This window comes from Nocardia sp. IFM 10818 (assembly GCF_054655275.1).
The window spans coordinates 7,075,547-7,093,174 of the sequence record NZ_BAAHJH010000001.1; the positions used below are offsets into that span (position 1 = coordinate 7,075,547).

A 17,628-nucleotide genomic window follows, 5' to 3' on the forward strand; every position below is an offset into this window, starting at 1 on the left:
CAACCTTCACCTAGGGATCACGCGCAACGGATTCGACGCTATCGCCCCCGCGCCCGTGCTCGAGCCATTGCGAGGGCGCTCACATCGGTCGTGTCGAACACAGCGAACACGCGCCCGTGATCCTCCGCACGCTGCGGCAATGCGATTTCAGGAATTCAAAATTCCTGTCGCCCAATTGATTTGTGCGTTTTCCCGGGAAAAATGCCAGGCTGGTGGGGTGAGAGACATTTCCTACCGCGGTTCCGGGCCGTACTGCTATGCCAATTGCCTGGCGATGATGTTCGGCGCGGACGCGCCCGATGTGGCGGTTATCGAGACGGTGACCGGCAGTCCGTTCGGCATGCAATTGCCAAATGGCGAGCTGCCGTTCTTTGATGCGTTCGGGTGGAATCCGGATATCGGGATCGGCGAGGCGCTGGAGTTGCTCGGGTGGACCGCGACGACCAGTAGTGATGAGGATGCCCGCGGTGCGCTCGAGCGGCTCCGATCGGCGGTGGCCGAGGGGCCGGTCATGGTCGGGCCTCTCGAGATGGGACAGCTGCGGTATCAGCCGGGGATGACGGGGCCGATCGGCGCCGATCACTTTCTCATCGTGCTCGCGCTGGACGCCGAATGGGTGACAGTCCACGATCCGCAGGGGTATCCGTATGCGCGTATTCCGGTGAGCGAGTTCACCGCCGCGTGGCAGGCCGACACGCTCGACTACGGCCGGCCGTTCACCCTGCGCACCAACTTCGTTCGCCACACCCCGGTGGACCCGAAAGCAGCCGTCGTCGGCGCGCTCCCCCGCGCGATCGACCGGCTCAGCGGCAAGGACGTCACCGATCTGCTGCCGGGCAGCCTCGGCAACGGAGACGCCGCGCGGGCGCTCGCGGCGCGGGTGGGATCCGGTTGCGATCAGCAGTTGCGCGAGCATCTCGTTCACTTCGCCGTCCGAGTCGGCACCCGGCGGCTCGCCGACGCGGCCACCTGCCTGCACTCGGTGGGCCACACCGCCGCGGCAACCATCGCCACCGAACAGGCCCGCCTCGTCGGCTCCCTCCAGTACGCCCTGGTCGTCGGCGACGATGCCGGCGCGGCCGACACACTGCACACGCTGGCATCAACCTACGACGAGCTGCGGACCGCACTCGAGGGCCGCTAGCCGTCGCCGATTCGAACGTGTCGGACGGTAAATCGTTTGTCCCACTCAGGCGCGCACACCAGGATGCGACCCATGGTTGCCTCACGAAGCGCACTGCTGCGCTGGCAGTTCGATCTGGTCTGGTCGCTGTTCGAGTACCACCTGGAGCGCCTGCACCTCGACGACTTCCTCTGGGAGCCTTCGGCTTTGCACTGGACAATGCACCGGAACCCGGCCGGCGACTGGGCTCCGGACTGGGCCGACACCGAGCCGGACCCGATCCCGGTACCCACCATCGGCTGGATCAGCTGGCATATCGGATGGTGGTGGAGCGTCACCCTCGACCACTTGCACGGCCGCACCCCACGCGACCGCACCGAAACCACCTGGCCGGGTCCCGATTCCGCTATCGATTGGCTGCACGGCCTGCACAAGGACTGGACACAACTGCTGGACCAGCTCGACGACACCACCCTCGACGCCCCCGCCCCTTTCCCCTGGCCGGACGACCCCGAGATGACCGTCGCCCACACCCTCGCCTGGGTGAACGCCGAACTGATGAAGAACGCCAGCGAAATCGGCCAGCTGCGACTCTTGCGCGCGGCCGGGAAACCATGACGCCCGGCGGTGGATCCAGTCACCGTTGACTGGGTCCACCCCCGAAGGTTCCCCTCCTCACACCACCGCCACCGGCGCACGGAAAGGGTTGCGCCGATGCCGAAATGATGTGTTCTCACATACAAGCAACGTGGCCCGAACCGCCGCAAGATCATCCGCTACCCCGGGTGAGATGGGGCGGCGCCGGGCACTACTTCCAGTCAGGTGCGGTCGCCACGCGATCGGTCGCTCCGAGTTGAAACAGACTGTGCACGAGGCTGATACGGTGCGCAGATGCGTGGGCTTCAGGTGATGGGCGCGGACGAGGTCTCGATTCCGACGCTGGGCGATTTCGTGCGGACACGACGGCCGCGCGCCGGCTGGCGCACCCAGCAGGAGCTGGCCGAACGCATCCCGTGCGCACCCGGCTATCTGGCCGCGATCGAGCAGAACAGCAAGGTGCCTTCGGAGAAGATCCTGGCGAAGCTGGCAGAGTTGCTGCGGTTGACCGAAAGTGAACGGCGGCACCTGTATCTGCTGGCGGAGAGCACGCTGCCGATGGCGGGCGAGGACCTGTCCGATGCGCACCTGACGGCGGTGTTGTCGGCCATCGAGCATCCGGCGGCATTCTGGAAGCATTGGCGCGTCGTCGCGTCCAATGACGCGTTCCGGCGGACCTGGCCCGGTCTGAGTACCGCCCCGAGCCTGCTGATGTGGTTGTTCGCCGATCCGGTAGCCAAGCGGGTCACGCCCAATTGGGAGTGGGAGGCGGAAATGGCGGTGGGACGATTCCGGCACTACGCCGCCGTCCCCAGGCATCACCGCGTGGCGGAGGAGATCCTCGCAACCCTGCGGCCGTACGCGACATTCCGGCACTGGTGGAGTTCAAATGTGGTGTACGAGCGCCGTCCCGATCCCCACCGGCGGGTGTGGGACCCATACGGTGGGGACGACGGTGCTGGCGCGGAAACGCTACTGCGCCTGGTGGATATGCGGGTGGAGGACAGCGAATTGGTGCTGAACCTCGCAATCCCCGGCTAGAGAGTGTCGAGGAATTCCCGGATCAGGGGGTCGGTGATCTCCGGGTGGGTCCAGGTGACGGCGTGGGTGGCGCTGTCGGCGTCGATGGATTCGACGCGGGTCGGTCCGCCCAATTGCCCGGCCAGCGCCCGCATGCGGTAGCCGGTGTAGACCACATCGCCCGCGCCGTGCAGAAGCAGTGCGGGAGCGGTGATTTCGTGGATCTTGTCCTCGATGCCCTCGCGTTCGAGCAGGGCGATGATGGCCTGCTCGAGGCGCAGGCGATCCGAAGCGGCCCACTTTTCCAGCCAGTAGTGGCGATGGCGCTCGTTGTCACCGCCGATCATCTGCGCCGCGATCATGCGGGTTATCTCGTCGAGCGGCTGAGAGCCGAGGACCCACTGCTTCAGCAGGATCGACTTGTATCCGGCGTATTCCTCGGGACCGTAGGCGTCGGCGCGAGTGCCGATGAGAACGAGGCCGCGAACCCGAGCGGGGGCGAGCCAGGCCGCCCAGAGGGCGACGATACCGCCGTGGAACAGTCCGCCCAGAACGATCTTCTCGAGCCCGAGCTCGTCGGCCACGGCCCAGCAGTCGCGGGCCAGGCGAGAATAGTCGAATGGTGTACCGGGATCGGAGGTTTCGCCATGGCCGCGGGTGTCGACGGCGATGACCCGATAGTCGGGAGCCAGTGATTCCAGCTGTGGCCGCCACTGGGTGGCGTCGAGGAGAATGTCGTGGACCAGCAGGACGGCGGGTCCGTCGCCGCCGGTGTCCAGATAGTGGATCTCGGCTCCGTCACTGGTGGTCACGAACGGCATGGAGGTTCCCTCCCTAGGGTTTCCGGGCGCGCCGAACACGCGCGTGCAACACTGGCCCGACCATAACAGGAACGCGTTCTAGTCAGGGTGTCGGCGGACGACGCTCAGGCGACCGTGGTCTCGAGGTGGGAGCCGGTGCGGGTGCGGATTACGTGGAGACGGCTGGGGATGCGCTGGCGCATTTCGTCGACGTGGCTGACTACGCCTACTACGCGGCCGCCGGAGCGGAGTTCGTCCAGGACGCCCATGACGGCGTCGAGGGTGTCGGCGTCGAGGGAGCCGAAGCCCTCGTCGATGAAGAGGGTGTCGAGGACGAGGCCGCCGGATTCGGCGGCGACCACGTCGGCCAGGCCGAGCGCCAAAGCCAGTGAGGCCATGAAGGTTTCGCCGCCGGAGAGGGTTTTGGCGGGGCGGATCGCGCCGGTGTAGTCGTCGCGGATGTCGAGGCCGAGGCCGCCGCGACGGCCGTAGCGGCCCGCCGCGTCGGAGTGGACGAGTTCGTAGCGGCCGCCGGACATGCGGCGCAGGCGCACGGAGCCCGCCAGGGCCACCTCTTCCAGGCGGGCGGCCAGCACGTAGGAGCGCAGGGACATTTTGCGGTTGTTCTCACCGCGACCCGCCACGACATCGGCGAGTCGGGCCAGTTCGTCATGGGCGCGCAGCAGGGGGGCGATGCGGTCGACCGCGGCCCAGAGCTGGCCGCACAGGTTCTCCAGTTGCTCCACGCGACGGGTTGCCCCGGCGTGGGCGGCTACGGCCGCGTTGAGGAGCGATTGTGCCTGTGCCACAGCTGATTCCAGCTGGCCGAGATCGCCGGGTGCGCGTGCTGCCGCGGCCCGGACGTCGGGTTCGGCCAGCACTGCTTCGGCGTGCGCGCGGGTGCGGTCGGCCGTGACCAGTTCGTCTTCCAGGTCCGCCTGCTGCTGCGGCGTGCGGGAGGCGGCATCGACGATGCGGGCATAGTCGGCGAGCACGGCGTAGTCGGGGCCGGTGCCGTCGGCGCGCAGGACCGGCAGCGCGGAGTCGACCAAACCGGCTTCGCGAGAGAGGGTTTCGACCCGAAGGGCGGCGGTGGCCACGTGGTCGCGAGCGGTCGCGGCATCGGTGCGGGCGGTGCGCAGCTCGGTGGCGTCCGCGATCAGCGAGCGCAGCCGGGCGTGGCGGCGCTCGACGGTGCCGTCGGTCCCCGCCGCGGTCTGCAACCGCTCGGTGAGCTCGGCCAGCCGGCGGTCGGCGGCGATGATCCGTTCCGTCGTCGCGCTGCTGCGGCTTTCACAGTCGCGAAGCTCATTGTGCAGGCGTGTCTCGTCGGCACGCAGGCGGGCGAGTTCGGCGGTCAGCGCGTCCACGGCGGTGGCGGATCGGCGGGACTGCTCATGGCGTTCGGTCGCGGCCTGCAGATCGGCGGCCAGCTGTGCACGGTCGGCGTCGCCGCCGCGTTCGACGAGCAGTTCGATGGCACGTTCCAGGTCGGTGACCCGCGTTCCGGCCTTCTCCCTAGCGGTCTCGGCCGCACGCTCGGCGGCGGCCGCCTTCTCCTCGGCGGCTGTGGACACCGCCGCGCCGGAAGCCTTCGCCGGTGCCGGATGCTCCGGAGAACCGCACACCGTGCAGGGCACACCCGCCACCAGTGCCCCCGCGAGCTCGGCGGCCATGCCCGCCAGCCGCCGCTCCCGCAGTTCGAGCGTGTGCTCCCGGGCATCCAGGTGCGTCATCCGCGCCGCCTCGAAGGCTGCCCGCGCCTGCTCCAATTCCGTTCGCCGCGTATCCAGTTCGAGCGCAGACCGCGCAGCGGTCCGCAAGCGCTCGCACTCCGCCGCGAGCACCGGCAACCCGGCCGCCGCATCGGTGGCTTCCCGCAGCCGCGCCTCCACCCCGGCAATCGATTCGGGCAATTCGTCCCGCTGCCGCGCCAATTTCTCGGCGCGCCCTGACAATTCGGCCTGTTCCTGCCGCAACCTGCGCAGCTCCGCCGACAGCACCGTGGCCGACTCCGCGTCCGCGCGTACCTCATCCAGCGCACCCAGCTGCACAGTCCACCGCTCGATGGCCGCATGCAGCCCAGCGGACGGCTCCGCATCCCGCGTATGTTCCGAGGCGCCGAGCCGATCCGAGGCGGCCGGCGCACTGCCGCGCGCATCCGCGGCACGCAACGATCCCGGTGCGCCGCTCACGTTCGGGCCGGACAACACCCCCCGCGCGGGACCTTCGGCCCCGCCGATATCGAACAGCGCATCCGCAGCCGGCGCGCCATGGTCGCCGGTGGCACTGATCAGCCCATCGTCGGCGGATCCACCGTGGCCGCCGACCGCGCCGATCGGCAGTTCTCCATCGTGTGCGGCCTCGTCGCCGAAGAGGGACGCCCCTCCGGCTCCGGGCGGAGTCGCGCGAGCCTCCCTCGCCGGCGACGGCTCGGCCGGCGGGGGCTCGAGCGCCTCCAGCTCGTCTCCGAGGTCGGTGCCCGCGAGTTCGCCGGAGGCCAGGTCGCTTGCGGCCCAGAATGTTCCGGGCAATTCGGCGCTGGCGGGCTCGAGCAGGCGGGTGGCCAGCTGTTCGGCGGTACGGGAGGCGGCCTCGTCGCGGCGGCGGAGGGCTACCGCGGCGGCGCGGGCCTCTTTCAGGGCGGCGGCGACCGGTTCGGCGCGGCGGGCGCGGTCGAGTTCGGTCTGCACCGCAGCGCGGCGGTCCGCGGTGGCGGCGTGGTCGGCCAATTGGTCGCGCGCCGCCGCGAGGCGGCGGTGCAGGTCGTGCAGGCGGCGCTGGTCCTCGGCGGCGGCGAGGGCCGTGGCGGCCTCGGCCTGGCGGGATTCGAGTGCGGTTGTGGCGGTGGCGAGCTCGGTGCGGGCGGTGGCGAGCAGGGTTTGCGACCAGTCGACCGCTTCGGCAATGCCGACGGTCTCGGTGACGGCGAGGCCGGCTTCCTGGGCCACACCGGCGATGAGGCGGTCGATGCTGTCCTTGCGGGACTCCAGGTCGGCGTGGGAGGCACGGCGTTTGTCGAGCAGCCACTGTTCAGCGGTGCCGAAACGTTCGGTGTCGAAGAGCTTTTCGAGGAGTTTCTCGCGGTCCTCGTTGTCGGCGCGCAGGAAGCGGGCGAAATCGCCCTGGGGCAGGAGAACGACCTGGAAGAACTGGTCGGCGCTCATGCCGAGCAGGCGGATGACCTCGTCACCGATATCGGGGATGCGGGACAGGTGCTGCCCGCGGCCGTCGAGCCATTCCAGGGTGGCGGACGCGTTCTCTTTGACCCAGCCGGATTTGGCGCGCTTGCTCGGGCGCTGGAATTCCGGGGTGCGGATCAGGCGCAGGCGGCGGCCGCCGATGGTGGCCTCCAGCGACACGCGCGGCGGGGTCTGCTCATCGGCGTGATCGGAGTGCAGGCGCTTGCTCTCCCCGCGCGCCCCGGGCACGCTGCCGTAGAGCGCGAAGGCGATGGCGTCGAGGATGGTGGTCTTGCCCGCCCCGGTCTGCCCGTGCAGCAGGAACAGGCCGTCGGCCCCGAGCTCGTCGAAATCCACCACCGTGGTCTCGGCGAACGGGCCGAAGGCGGTCAGTTCCAGTCGATGCAGCCGCACGCCGCGCCCCCTTCCGCCGAACACCATCCAACAACTCTTGCCGCGCGCACGCCCCCAGGACACGCCGAGGCGTCGCGGTGAACACCGCTCATGCGGATAGCTCGGTGGCGGATTCGCCCGATTCCACTGCGGCGCCGGCGGAAACCCGCGCCGGCCCGTCCTGCTCCCGGACGGCCGCGGCCAGCGCGCGCTCGAGCCAGGTCATCTCCCCGGCCGTCGGCGCGCCCCGCACATCGGTGAGAAAGCTCTGCGCGATCTCGGTATCGCGCCGCCCGTGCACCCGCTCCCGGTACCGCAGTTCCGGATTGCCCTCGGGCCGAACCCATTCCACGTGCACGGCATGCGGGAAGCGCTGGCGCAGCCGGCGCAGCGCATCGACCGGCCGCGCTCCGTCGGTGAGCGTCGCCGACACGTAATGATCCTCGGCCGCGGCGAACTCGGGCGCCTCGAGCAGCTCGTCGAGGGTCCCGTCGAGCTGGCTGAGCCCGCGCACCACCGGCAGCTCGCGCCGCTCCACCGACGACAGTCCGCTCCCGTCCAGCTCCACGATCCACACCGCCTTGCGATGCGACCGCTCCCCGAACGAGTACGGCAGCGGCGATCCGGAGTACCGCACCGACTCCGACAGCGTCTGCGGCGAATGCAGATGCCCGAGCGCCACATAGTCCATGCCGTCGAAGGCGGCCAGCGGCACGGTCTCGACCCCGCCCACCGAGATCGACCGCTCCGACCCGGTGGCCTCCCCGCCCACCACGAAGGCGTGCGCCAGCACCACCGATCGCGTGCCCGGCCGCCGGGCGAGATCGGCGCGAATCAACCCCATGGCCGCGTCCAGGATCTCGGCATGCGAACGCGCCTGCGGCACGCCCAGTTCCGCGCGCGTGATATCCGGCTCCAGATACGGAATGCCGTAGCAGGCCACCTCGCCGTGCCCGTCCGAGAGCAGCACCGGCTTGGCCACATCCGCGATGGCGCAGCGCAGATGCAGTCCGCCCGCCGCCGCGAAACTCGCCAGCGCCCCCAGCCGCGTCGGCGAATCATGGTTGCCGGAGGTTGCGACGATGGTTGCCCCCGCCGCGCGAATCGCCTCGAAACCCCGATTGCAGACCGCGATCGCATCCGCGCTCGGAATGGACCGGTCGTACACGTCCCCGGGCAGCACCACCGCATCCACCTTCTCCGCGGTCACCAACTCGGCGATGGCCCGCAGCGAACACTCCTGGTCGGCCAGCAGATCGACGCCATGGAAGGTGCGCCCGATATGCCAGTCGGAGGTGTGCAGGATGCGCATGTCCCGAGACCGTAGGCGATCCGTCCGACAAATTCACACTGCCCTGGGCGGTTCGTCGGAAATGCGCCGATGCCTTGCTGGCGTGTCGCTGTCGGCGGCGATGCGAATCACGGGAAGCCGCAGCGTGAATCGCTGCGGGCAAGCACACATTCCGGACCGAAGATGCCGAGCGGTTGCCCGATTGACACAACTTGTCGGTGTGATGGGGCACTATCTGCACCCATGACCGCACCGATGCTGTTTGCGCTGCTGTTGGTGTTCATCTCGGGGCTGGCCCTCGGCTGGCTGGGTCATGCCGCGCGGGCGGGTCAGCGCGCGGCCGTGGCCGAGGCGCGGCTGGCCGCCATGCGCGATAACGAGCGGTTACTGCGGCAGTCGCTGGGCGCGGCGAGCGAGGATGCGGCGCGGCGGCAATCGCACGCCCTCGGCGCGATGATGGAACCGCTGCGCGAAGCGGTCGGCACCCTCAACCGGCACATCCAGGAGGTCGAGCACAACCGCATCAACGCGTATTCCGGCCTGCGCGAACAGGTTGCGGGCATGCAGCGCATGTCGCACCAGCTGTCCACGCAGACCGGGCAATTGGTGGCCGCGCTGCGCGCCCCGCAGGTGCGCGGCCGCTGGGGGGAGATCCAATTGGAGCGGGTCGTCGAACTGGCGGGCATGACCCGGCACTGCGATTTCGACACCCAGGTCACCCGGCGCGGCGCGGCGCCCGGCGCACCCGACGGCGTGGTCCGCCCGGATCTCGTGGTGCGGCTGGCGGGCGGGCGGCAGATCGTCGTCGACGCCAAGGTCCCGTGCACCGCCTACCTGGACGCCGCCGCCACCGAGGAACCCCGCGAACGCGACGGCCACCTGGCCCGGCACGCCAAACACCTCCGCAATCACGTGGATCAACTGGCCGCCAAGGAGTATTGGGCCGCCTTCGACCCCTCCCCCGAATTCGTGGTGCTGTTCGTCCCCGGCGACCCCTTCCTGGACGCCGCCCTCGGCACCGACTCCGGGCTGCTCGAATACGCCTTTGCCAAGAATGTGGTGCTGGCGACCCCCACCACCCTCATGGCGCTGCTGCGCACCGTCGCCCTGGGCTGGCGGCAGGAGGCCCTCACCGCCGATATGGCCGTCATCCAGCAGCTGGGCCGCGAGCTCTACACCCGCCTCGGCACCACCGGCCGCCATCTCGACCGGCTCGGCGCTCAGCTCGGCAAGGCCGTGGACGCCTTCAACCACACCGTGTCCTCGGTGGAGTCCCGCGTCATGGTGACCGCCCGCAAACTCCACGACCTGGAGATAGCGGACGCCCCGGTGCCCGAGATCCACCGGGTGGATTCCTGGCCGCGAGCCGTCGGTTTCGCCGAGTCCGATCCGCGCTGAGGAGGCGGCCCGGGATACCCGCGTGATGTCGCCTCCCTCGCGAAATACCTTCATGCCTTAGTGTGCTTGACGTGGCAGTAACCCAAAGCGAGCGAGCCGAGGTGCCCCCGTCGCACCGTTCGATCGTGCCGTCCATCCCCGGCGTGCCCGCCGGTGCGGCGGTGCTGATTGCGGTGACCTGCACTTTCATCGGATTCTTCATTGACGCTCGCGGCGGAAGCGAGCTGACCGGTACGTTCGCGGCGCTGTATGTGCTCGGTTGCGTCCTGGCCGTACTGGCCGTCCGGTACAGGGGCCTTTTCACCACCATGGTGCTGCCCCCGCTGCTGCTGTTCGTCTCGGTGCCGCTGGCCTATCAGCAAATGCTCGGCAGCTCCGGCGGCCTCGAGCTGAAGAACATCCTGCTGAATCTGGCCATCCCGCTGGTGAACCGCTTCCCCACCATGGCCCTGGCCACCGTCCTGGTGCTCATTATCGGCGCGGTCCGGATCTATCTGCATCGCCGCGAACAGGACGGCTCATCCGGAGAGCTACGCAAGCCCCGCACCCGCACCGCCCGTCCCGCCCGCGCCGCGCGCGCCCAGCGCACCCGTCCGGCCGACTCCAAGGACCCCGCCAGACGACGCTTCCGTTCGGACCCGGAGCACGACGACAGCATTGCCGCCGAACCGGCCGCGGCCCCTTCCCGCCGCCCCGCCGGTCGCACCGCCGACCGTCCGCCCCGCGTGGGCAAGCCCGCCGACCGCCAGGGCCGCAAGCCCGCCGGAGCCAACCCGGCCGCCGCGCGCCAAGCCGGTGAGCGCAAGCGCAACCCCGCCGATCGGCGCGCCACCCCCGATCGCAAAGCCGCGGCCCGCCAGCCCGCCACCGACCGCAAGCCCCCGGCCGATCGCCGCGCCGCCGGGGCCAACCCGGCCGCGCAGGCCCCCGAGGCCCGCCGCCGCCGCAACCCCAATAACGACGTACCGCCGCACCCGCGTCCGAATGTTCGCTACCGCGAACGCGATTCCGGCCGCATCGAGCGCTGAGGGTTTCCCCACCTCTCGGGGGCTCTCGGGGGCTTCGCCCCCGAACCCATCGAAAACGCAGACGCCCGGTGTGGAATCCACACCGGGCGTCTGTGTCAGCGTTCGACGCTGTGAATCAGCTTCGGGCGGCGCGCAGTTCGCGGGGCAGGGCGAATACCAGGGTCTCGTTGGCGGTGGTCACGGGCTGCACCTCACCGAAGCCGTGCTCGGCCAGCAGTTCGAGTACGCCCTCGACCAGGATCTCCGGCACCGACGCACCGGAGGTGACGCCGATGGTGCGCACGCCCTCCAGCCAGGCCAGGTCCAATTCGCGGGCGTAATCGACCAGGTGGGCCGCACCCGCGCCGGCGCTCAGGGCGACCTCGACCAGCCGCACCGAGTTGGAGGAGTTGCGCGAGCCGACCACGATCACCAGATCGCATTCGGGCGCCATGGCCTTGACCGCGGTCTGGCGGTTGGAGGTGGCGTAGCAGATGTCGTCGCTCGGCGGATCCTGCAGCTTGGGGAACTTCTGCCGCAGCCGCTGCACGGTCTCCATGGTCTCGTCGACCGACAGCGTGGTCTGGGAGAGCCAGATCACCTTGTTCTCGTCGCGCACGGTGACGTTGTCCACGGCGTCGGGCCCGTCGACCAGCTGCACGTGGTCGGGGGCCTCACCGGCGGTGCCCTCCACCTCCTCGTGGCCCTCATGGCCGATGAGCAGGATGTCGAAATCGTCGCGGGCGAAGCGCTTGGCCTCCTGGTGCACCTTGGTCACCAGCGGGCAGGTGGCGTCGATGGTGTGCAGTTCCCGCTCGGCGGCGCTCTGGTGCACCATCGGCGAGACGCCGTGCGCGGAGAACACCACGACCGCGCCGTGCGGCACCTCGTCGGTTTCGTCCACGAAGATCACGCCGCGCTCCCGCAGCGTTTCCACCACGTGCCGGTTGTGCACGATTTCCTTGCGCACGTAGAGCGGAGCGCCGTGCTTTTCGAGCGCCTTCTCCACCGTTTCCACCGCCCGGTCCACACCGGCGCAGTAGCCGCGCGGTTCGGCGAGCAGCACTCGTTTCGGCGCGTCGGCATTATCCGACGTGGACCGGACGATTCCGACGTTCAAAGGGATAGCCGAGGACATAGCCCACAGAATACGTGTGCCGGGTGACGCGCATTCGCCCGGAGGTTGGCGTCGAAATCACATTCGGTGAGTTCTCACCTTTGCATCACACGGCGTTTCGGGCAGGCTAGGACCATGTTCCGACCTCCGTTCCTGGCCCGGGTCGCCGCCGGGGCTGCTGTCTATGCCCTCGAGGAAACTCGCCGGCTACCGACCACCGCAATCAATTTCCCGATCACCGCGATCAGCCAGATGTTGCAGACCACCATGCACTTCCAGCAGTTCGTGACCAGCCTCGCACTCAAGGGCGATGCCGTTTTCGACCGTTTACTCAATCAGCCGGAAGAACAGCCGGCCTGGGCGACCTTCGATGAGGACGAGGACGAGCAAACTCCGAGCGCCGGCTTCGAATCGGTACGCAAGAGCAGTTTCGATCTCTACACCCCGGCCGAATCGCCCGCCGAAACCCCGGCCCCGGCCGTGACCGAACCGGTCGCCGCCGCACCCGAGCCGGTTGCCGACATCACTCCCGAAGCACCCGCCGCCGAGCCCGAGCCCGCCGAAACCCCGGCGCCGGCAACGGCTTCCATTGCCGCCACCAATGGCCACAATGGCAGCGCCCCGGCCGAACCGGCCGCGCCCGAGGTAGCCACCCGCTACGACTACACCAATATGACCCTGGCCCAGCTGCGCGCCCGCCTGCGCCAGCTCACCGTCGACGACCTGGCCGCCCTGCTCGAATACGAGCTGAACACCCGCGACCGCGCCCCCTTCGTCACCATGCTCACCAACCGCATCGCCACCGTGCAGTCCAAGTGACTGGAGCGCGAACCGCGCCGACCGCCCAGGCCACAGTGCTCGGACGGTCGGCGCCTATTGTTTTCGGGGATGTCTCCAACGACCCCGCTCATTGCCGACCCCACCATCGGTGGGTTCCGAAGGCGACAACTGGTTTCGTACGGGCCGGGTAACTCGTCGGGTACGTCCACAATCGGTTCGGCACCCGACCGCCGGCACGCGTGCCCGACCGTCTACGGCACCCGAGCCGTGCGCCAAAGTCGCGGAGAGGCGGGACAGTGAGCACCGAGAAGACCGAGAGGCAGCCGAGCACCGCCGAGAACCCGATGCCGGTGCGCACCATCGCGGTGAAGGTGGCGCAGTGGATCGACCGGCTGGGCGCGGTGTGGGTGGAAGGGCAGATCACGCAGATCAATCTGCGGCCCGGGACCCGCACGGCTTTCCTGGTGTTGCGCGATACCGCCGCGGACATGTCGCTGTCGGTCACCTGCGATCCCGATCTGCTGCGCAGTTCGGCGGTGCCGCTGCAGGAGGGCAGCCGGGTCGTGGTCTACGGCAAGCTTCAGTTCTTCACCGGGCGCGGCACGGTGTCCTTGCGGATCACCGAGATTCGCCCGGTCGGCATCGGTGAACTCCTCGCCCGCATCGAGCGGTTGAAGGCGCTGCTGGCCGCCGAAGGACTCTTCGATCCGCGCCTCAAGCGGCCGATCCCCTTCCTGCCCAACAAGATCGGCCTGATTACCGGTCGCGCCAGCGCCGCCGAACACGATGTGGTGACGGTGGCGACCCAGCGCTGGCCCGCCGTGCGCTTCGAGATCCGCAATACCGCCGTGCAGGGCCCGACCGCGGTGCCGCAGATCCTGGAGGCCATCGCCGCGCTCGACGCCGACCCGGACGTGGATGTGATCGTGCTGGCCCGCGGCGGCGGCAGCGTCGAGGACCTGCTGCCGTTCTCGGATGAAACCCTGTGCCGGGCAATCGTTTCCGCCAAGACCCCGATTGTCAGCGCCATCGGCCACGAACCGGACAATCCGCTGTCGGACTATGTGGCCGACCTGCGCGCCGCCACCCCCACCGATGCCGCCAAGCGCGTCGTCCCCGATGCCGCCGCCGAGGCCGCACTGCTGCAGGAGCTACGCGCGCGGGCCGCCGCGGCTCTGCGCGGCTGGGTCGATCGCGAGGCCAACGCCCTGCGGCAACTGCGTTCCCGCCCGGTGCTGGCCGATCCGCTGCGCCTGCTGGAGCAGCGCCACGACGAGGCCGAACGCCTGCGCACCGCCGCCCGCCGCGCCATCGACCACGAGCTCACCCGCGAGTCCACCGCCACCCGGCACCTGCGCGAAAAGCTCTCCGCCCTCGGCCCCGCCGCCACGCTCTCGCGCGGTTATGCCGTCGTGCAACGGGTCACCGGCGCCGAACGCGAAGTGGTCCGCTCCATCGAGGACTCCCCGCCCGGCACCCAACTCCGCATTCGCGTAGCCGACGGCGCGGTCACCGCCGCCGCCCTCGGCGCCCAATCCCTCGGCCCCCGGAAGGAGCCCGCATCCGATGAACAACGGTGACCTCGCCGAAATCGCCGCCTTCGGCTACGAACGTGCCCGCGACGAACTCGTCAATGTGGTCAAGATGCTCGAACAGGGCGGCCTCGACCTCGATGATTCGCTCGCCCTGTGGGAGCGCGGCGAGGCCCTCGCCAATCGCTGCGAGGAGCACCTCGCGGGGGCGCGCAAGCGCGTGGAGGACGCCCTCGCCCATCGCCCGCACGAGGATTGAGCTACCGGCTCACGACAGATTGGTGCACTTCGGCCCGCCGGAGCTGTCGACGTAGCCGGCCTTCGGCATGTAGAGCAGGGCGCAGAACGAGTTGATGATCTGATCCATGGTCCGGGGAGCCTGGTCGCCGCGCGCGACCGGTGCAATCCCCGGGCTTTCCTCGGCTCGACGTCAGCGGGGCAGCGGTTGCGCGCTGCCCACCGCCGTGGCCAGCGTCTTGAAGGCGTTCGGATTGCCCGCGCCCTTGATCAGCACGCGCACGTCGCCGAAGTCGGTGATCCAGGCCGGTTCGGTGCCGGGTTCGGCGTAGACCACCCATTTCCGATCGCCGACCTGCTCGGCCCCGGTGGCGTAGCGCGTGCCCGTAATCTGCTTGGCCAGCGCCTCTTCGGTGGCATTGGTCTGGGTGAGCTGCATATAGCTGCCCTGCGGTGTGATGTAGCCGACGGTGCTCACCTCACCGCCGCCCGCGCCGGTAATGGTGTCGCGCTTGCCGGAGTTGGGCTTCCAGTCCGCCGCCAGCGCCGGTTTGCGAATCGGGAACGGCATGAGCCTGGCGTCGTCGGCCAGCGCCTTGTCCACATCGAGATGCGGAATCTGGCCCTGCGTCGGACCATTCGCGGTGAACGTGCACTGACTCGCCACGCCGGCGATGACCAGGCAGATCAGCACCAGGGGCAGAAGAGACCAGAGCAGGTCCTTCCAGTCGTTCAGGATCCGCGGCTTTTGGTACGACACGCACCCAGTATCCACGGGGGGCCTACGTGACCGGGCACTCAGGGCTCCGCAGACGTAAAGAAGTCCTAATGCGACAATTTACGCAGCAGTAGACAACCAAGGAGGCACCGTAATGACCCCCACGCCCGCATCCAGCCGCCGCGAGGCTCCGGACCGCAACCTCGCGCTGGAATTGGTCCGGGTCACCGAGGCAGGTGCCATGGCCGCGGGCCGCTGGGTCGGCCGCGGTGACAAGGAGGGCGGCGACGGTGCGGCCGTGGACGCCATGCGGCAGCTGGTGGCGACGGTCTCCATGCGCGGCATCGTGGTGATCGGCGAGGGCGAGAAGGACGAGGCGCCCATGCTCTACAACGGTGAGCTGGTCGGCGACGGCACCGGCGCGGAACTCGACTTCGCGGTCGACCCGATCGACGGCACCACCCTGATGTCGAAGGGCTCGCCGGGGGCCATCTCCGTGCTGGCGGTCGCCGAACGCGGCGCCATGTTCGATCCGTCGGCCGTGTTCTACATGGAGAAGATCGCGGTGGGCCCGGACGCCGCCGATGTCATCGATCTCGGCGCTCCGATCGCGGAGAACCTACGCCGGGTCGCCAAGGCCAAGAACTCCGCGATCTCCGACCTCACGGTCTGCATCCTGGATCGCCCCCGCCACGCCCAGCACATGCAGGAGGTCCGCGATGCGGGCGCCCGCATCCGCCTCATCTCCGACGGTGACGTGGCCGGCGCCATCGCCTGTGCCCGCCCGGAGTCCGGCGTGGACATGCTGATCGGCATCGGCGGCACCCCCGAGGGCATTATCGCCGCGGCCGCCATGCGCTGCCTCGGCGGCGCGCTGCAGGGCAAGCTGGCCCCGAAGGACGATGCCGAGCGCCAGAAGGCCATCGACGCCGGCCACGATCTGGACCGCATCCTGTCCACCGAGGACCTGGTCTCCGGTGAGGACGTGTTCTTCTCGGCCACCGGCGTCACCGACGGCGATCTGCTGCGCGGCGTGCGCTACTACGGCGGCGGCGCCTACACCCAGTCCATCGTCATGCGCGCCAAGTCCGGCACCGTCCGCATGATCGACGCCTACCACCGCCTCACCAAGCTGCGCGAGTACTCCTCGGTCGACTTCATCGGCGACGAGGACGCGACGCCGCCGCTGCCCTGAGCGACCACCCCGTGCCCGGGCAGCCGCCCGATGAGTCGATAGCCCTGCTGGCCGAATTGGCCCGGCAGGCAGGCGCGGCCGGAGACCCCGAAGTGCTCTCCGGCCGCCCCGACGGCCTCGTGGTCCGCGTCGGCCACCTGGTGGTCAAATCCCACCCCGCCGACACCGACCCGGCCGCCCTCACCACCCGCCTGCACCTCGCGAGCCACCCCCTCCTGCACGAAATTCTCGTGCCCCCAATCCCTTTCGACGGCGATCTGCTGGTTCCCCGCGCCGGTCGGCTGCTGTCGCTCTGGCCGTACGGCGCGTCCATCGATCCGGCCGACCCCGAAGCCGTCCCCTGGCAGCTCGCCGCCTCCCTGCTCGCCCGGCTTCATCAGATATCCCTAGCCGACCTGCGTGGCGACCTTCGAGCTCCCACCGAGGCGGGCGACGTGGTCACAGCGGCAGACCACTCCGTCCCGGCGACCGGCGGCCCGCTCGCGAAAGCAGCGGATCGCCCCGGCCCCGCCTCGCAGGGCGGCGGCCGGTCGATAGCCAATCGCCCCGATTCGCCCGCAGCAGTTTCGGATTCGACGGCTCGCGCGCCTGACCTGCCGTGCAGTCGACCTCCTGGCGATCAGGCGCTCAGCGCGGGATACGGAGCGAACAGCCGGAGCAGCCAGGGCGGCGGTAGGAGCCCCGATATCCCGGCGGCGGGCGGGCCGGCGCGAGTGCGGCGGGCGCTGGAGCGGTTGCGGGCGGCCGGGGAGGCTGCTGATTCGGCTGCTGCCGAGGTTGTGTGGCAGGCGTATGCCACTGTGCCGGAACTCGGTTCCTATGCGGGAGAGGGCGGGAAGGCAACTCTGGTGCACGGGGATTTTCATCTCGGGCAGCTGGTTCGGCTGTCAGGTGCGGGTGAAAATCCTTGGCGTCTCATCGATGTCGATGATCTTGGGGTTGGCGATCCGGTGTGGGATCTGGCGCGGTTCGCCGGCTATTTCGCGGCGGCGATCTTGGATCCCGTTGCGTGGGAGCGGTTTCTGACTGCGTATCGGCAGGCGGGCGGACCTGCCGTACCGGAGGGCGATCCATGGCCGGTGCTGGATGTGCCCGCGCGGGCACTAGTCATCCAAGCCACTGCGTCAGCGGTCGCAAAGGCGGGCTTGGAAAGCCGTGAACTGGACGAATGGGATGTGGCACTGCTGGATTCGTGTCGCCGGATGCGCTCTGCCGTATCGTGAATTGCGCATACATTC

At 69.4% G+C, this 17,628-nt stretch carries 15 protein-coding genes; 10 read left to right on the top strand and 5 right to left on the bottom strand.

Features of this window, described 5'->3' with window-relative positions; all coding sequences use genetic code 11:
- The first annotated feature begins 217 nt into the window (after positions 1-217).
- From ACYQ5L_RS32920 to ACYQ5L_RS32930, 3 genes are all read left to right on the top strand, one after another.
- Positions 218-1,144, top strand: coding sequence for a hypothetical protein (locus ACYQ5L_RS32920; protein ID WP_459962091.1), 927 nt, complete (start codon positions 218-220; stop codon positions 1,142-1,144).
- Between the two features lie 72 nt (positions 1,145-1,216).
- Entirely contained in the window at positions 1,217-1,741 is a 525-nt protein-coding gene (locus ACYQ5L_RS32925; protein WP_459962092.1) for a DinB family protein, read from the top strand.
- Between the two features lie 273 nt (positions 1,742-2,014).
- Positions 2,015-2,761: a helix-turn-helix domain-containing protein gene (locus ACYQ5L_RS32930; RefSeq protein WP_459962093.1), complete on the top strand. Its 747-nt coding sequence runs from the start codon at positions 2,015-2,017 to the stop codon at positions 2,759-2,761.
- Here ACYQ5L_RS32930 and ACYQ5L_RS32935 read toward each other — a convergent pair.
- The 3 genes from ACYQ5L_RS32935 to ACYQ5L_RS32945 all read right to left on the bottom strand — a co-directional run bounded on the left by ACYQ5L_RS32935 (position 2,758) and on the right by ACYQ5L_RS32945 (position 8,427).
- Positions 2,758-3,561 (bottom strand): alpha/beta fold hydrolase, encoded by an 804-nt coding sequence (locus tag ACYQ5L_RS32935; RefSeq protein WP_379197621.1) that lies wholly within the window; start codon positions 3,559-3,561, stop codon positions 2,758-2,760. The genes ACYQ5L_RS32930 and ACYQ5L_RS32935 overlap by 4 nt on opposite strands.
- A 104-nt stretch (positions 3,562-3,665) precedes the next feature.
- Positions 3,666-7,136, bottom strand: a complete 3,471-nt coding sequence (locus tag ACYQ5L_RS32940) for an AAA family ATPase (protein WP_459962094.1) — start codon at positions 7,134-7,136, stop codon at positions 3,666-3,668.
- An 88-nt stretch (positions 7,137-7,224) separates the two neighbouring features.
- Positions 7,225-8,427 carry an exonuclease SbcCD subunit D gene (locus ACYQ5L_RS32945; protein WP_459962095.1) on the bottom strand — a complete coding sequence of 401 codons (1,203 nt, stop codon included), beginning with the start codon at positions 8,425-8,427 and terminating at the stop codon, positions 7,225-7,227.
- 222 nt (positions 8,428-8,649) lie between these two features.
- Here ACYQ5L_RS32945 and ACYQ5L_RS32950 point away from each other — a divergent pair, with 222 nt between their 5' ends.
- Together ACYQ5L_RS32950 and ACYQ5L_RS32955 are read left to right on the top strand one after the other, a co-directional pair.
- Positions 8,650-9,804: a DNA recombination protein RmuC gene (locus ACYQ5L_RS32950; protein ID WP_459962097.1), complete on the top strand. Its 1,155-nt coding sequence runs from the start codon at positions 8,650-8,652 to the stop codon at positions 9,802-9,804.
- A gap of 71 nt (positions 9,805-9,875) precedes the next feature.
- A complete protein-coding gene (locus tag ACYQ5L_RS32955) occupies positions 9,876-10,832 on the top strand; it encodes a DUF6542 domain-containing protein (RefSeq protein WP_459962098.1) in 957 nt (318 codons plus the stop codon).
- Between the two features lie 115 nt (positions 10,833-10,947).
- Here ACYQ5L_RS32955 and ACYQ5L_RS32960 read toward each other — a convergent pair whose 3' ends face one another.
- On the bottom strand, positions 10,948-11,949 hold the full coding sequence (locus ACYQ5L_RS32960) for a 4-hydroxy-3-methylbut-2-enyl diphosphate reductase (protein WP_459962100.1): 1,002 nt from the start codon (positions 11,947-11,949) through the stop codon (positions 10,948-10,950).
- A gap of 114 nt (positions 11,950-12,063) precedes the next feature.
- On the opposite strand from ACYQ5L_RS32960, the gene ACYQ5L_RS32965 reads away from it, so the two are divergent.
- The 3 genes from ACYQ5L_RS32965 to ACYQ5L_RS32975 all read left to right on the top strand — a co-directional run bounded on the left by ACYQ5L_RS32965 (position 12,064) and on the right by ACYQ5L_RS32975 (position 14,499).
- Entirely contained in the window at positions 12,064-12,747 is a 684-nt protein-coding gene (locus ACYQ5L_RS32965; protein WP_459962101.1) for a lipid droplet-associated protein, read from the top strand.
- A gap of 305 nt (positions 12,748-13,052) precedes the next feature.
- Positions 13,053-14,288 (top strand): exodeoxyribonuclease VII large subunit, encoded by a 1,236-nt coding sequence (gene xseA / locus ACYQ5L_RS32970; RefSeq protein ID WP_459963621.1) that lies wholly within the window; start codon positions 13,053-13,055, stop codon positions 14,286-14,288.
- A complete protein-coding gene (locus ACYQ5L_RS32975; protein WP_379197607.1) occupies positions 14,275-14,499 on the top strand; it encodes an exodeoxyribonuclease VII small subunit in 225 nt (74 codons plus the stop codon). The genes xseA and ACYQ5L_RS32975 overlap by 14 nt, the downstream gene beginning before the upstream one ends.
- 171 nt (positions 14,500-14,670) lie before the next feature.
- Here ACYQ5L_RS32975 and ACYQ5L_RS32980 read toward each other — a convergent pair whose 3' ends face one another.
- Positions 14,671-15,237: a DUF4245 domain-containing protein gene (locus tag ACYQ5L_RS32980; protein WP_459962102.1), complete on the bottom strand. Its 567-nt coding sequence runs from the start codon at positions 15,235-15,237 to the stop codon at positions 14,671-14,673.
- Between the two features lie 112 nt (positions 15,238-15,349).
- Here ACYQ5L_RS32980 and glpX point away from each other — a divergent pair, with 112 nt between their 5' ends.
- Positions 15,350-16,390, top strand: a complete 1,041-nt coding sequence (gene glpX, locus ACYQ5L_RS32985) for a class II fructose-bisphosphatase (RefSeq protein WP_379197603.1) — start codon at positions 15,350-15,352, stop codon at positions 16,388-16,390.
- Between the two features lie 11 nt (positions 16,391-16,401).
- Positions 16,402-17,613: a phosphotransferase gene (locus ACYQ5L_RS32990; RefSeq protein ID WP_459962103.1), complete on the top strand. Its 1,212-nt coding sequence runs from the start codon at positions 16,402-16,404 to the stop codon at positions 17,611-17,613.
- Positions 17,614-17,628: the final 15 nt, after the last annotated feature.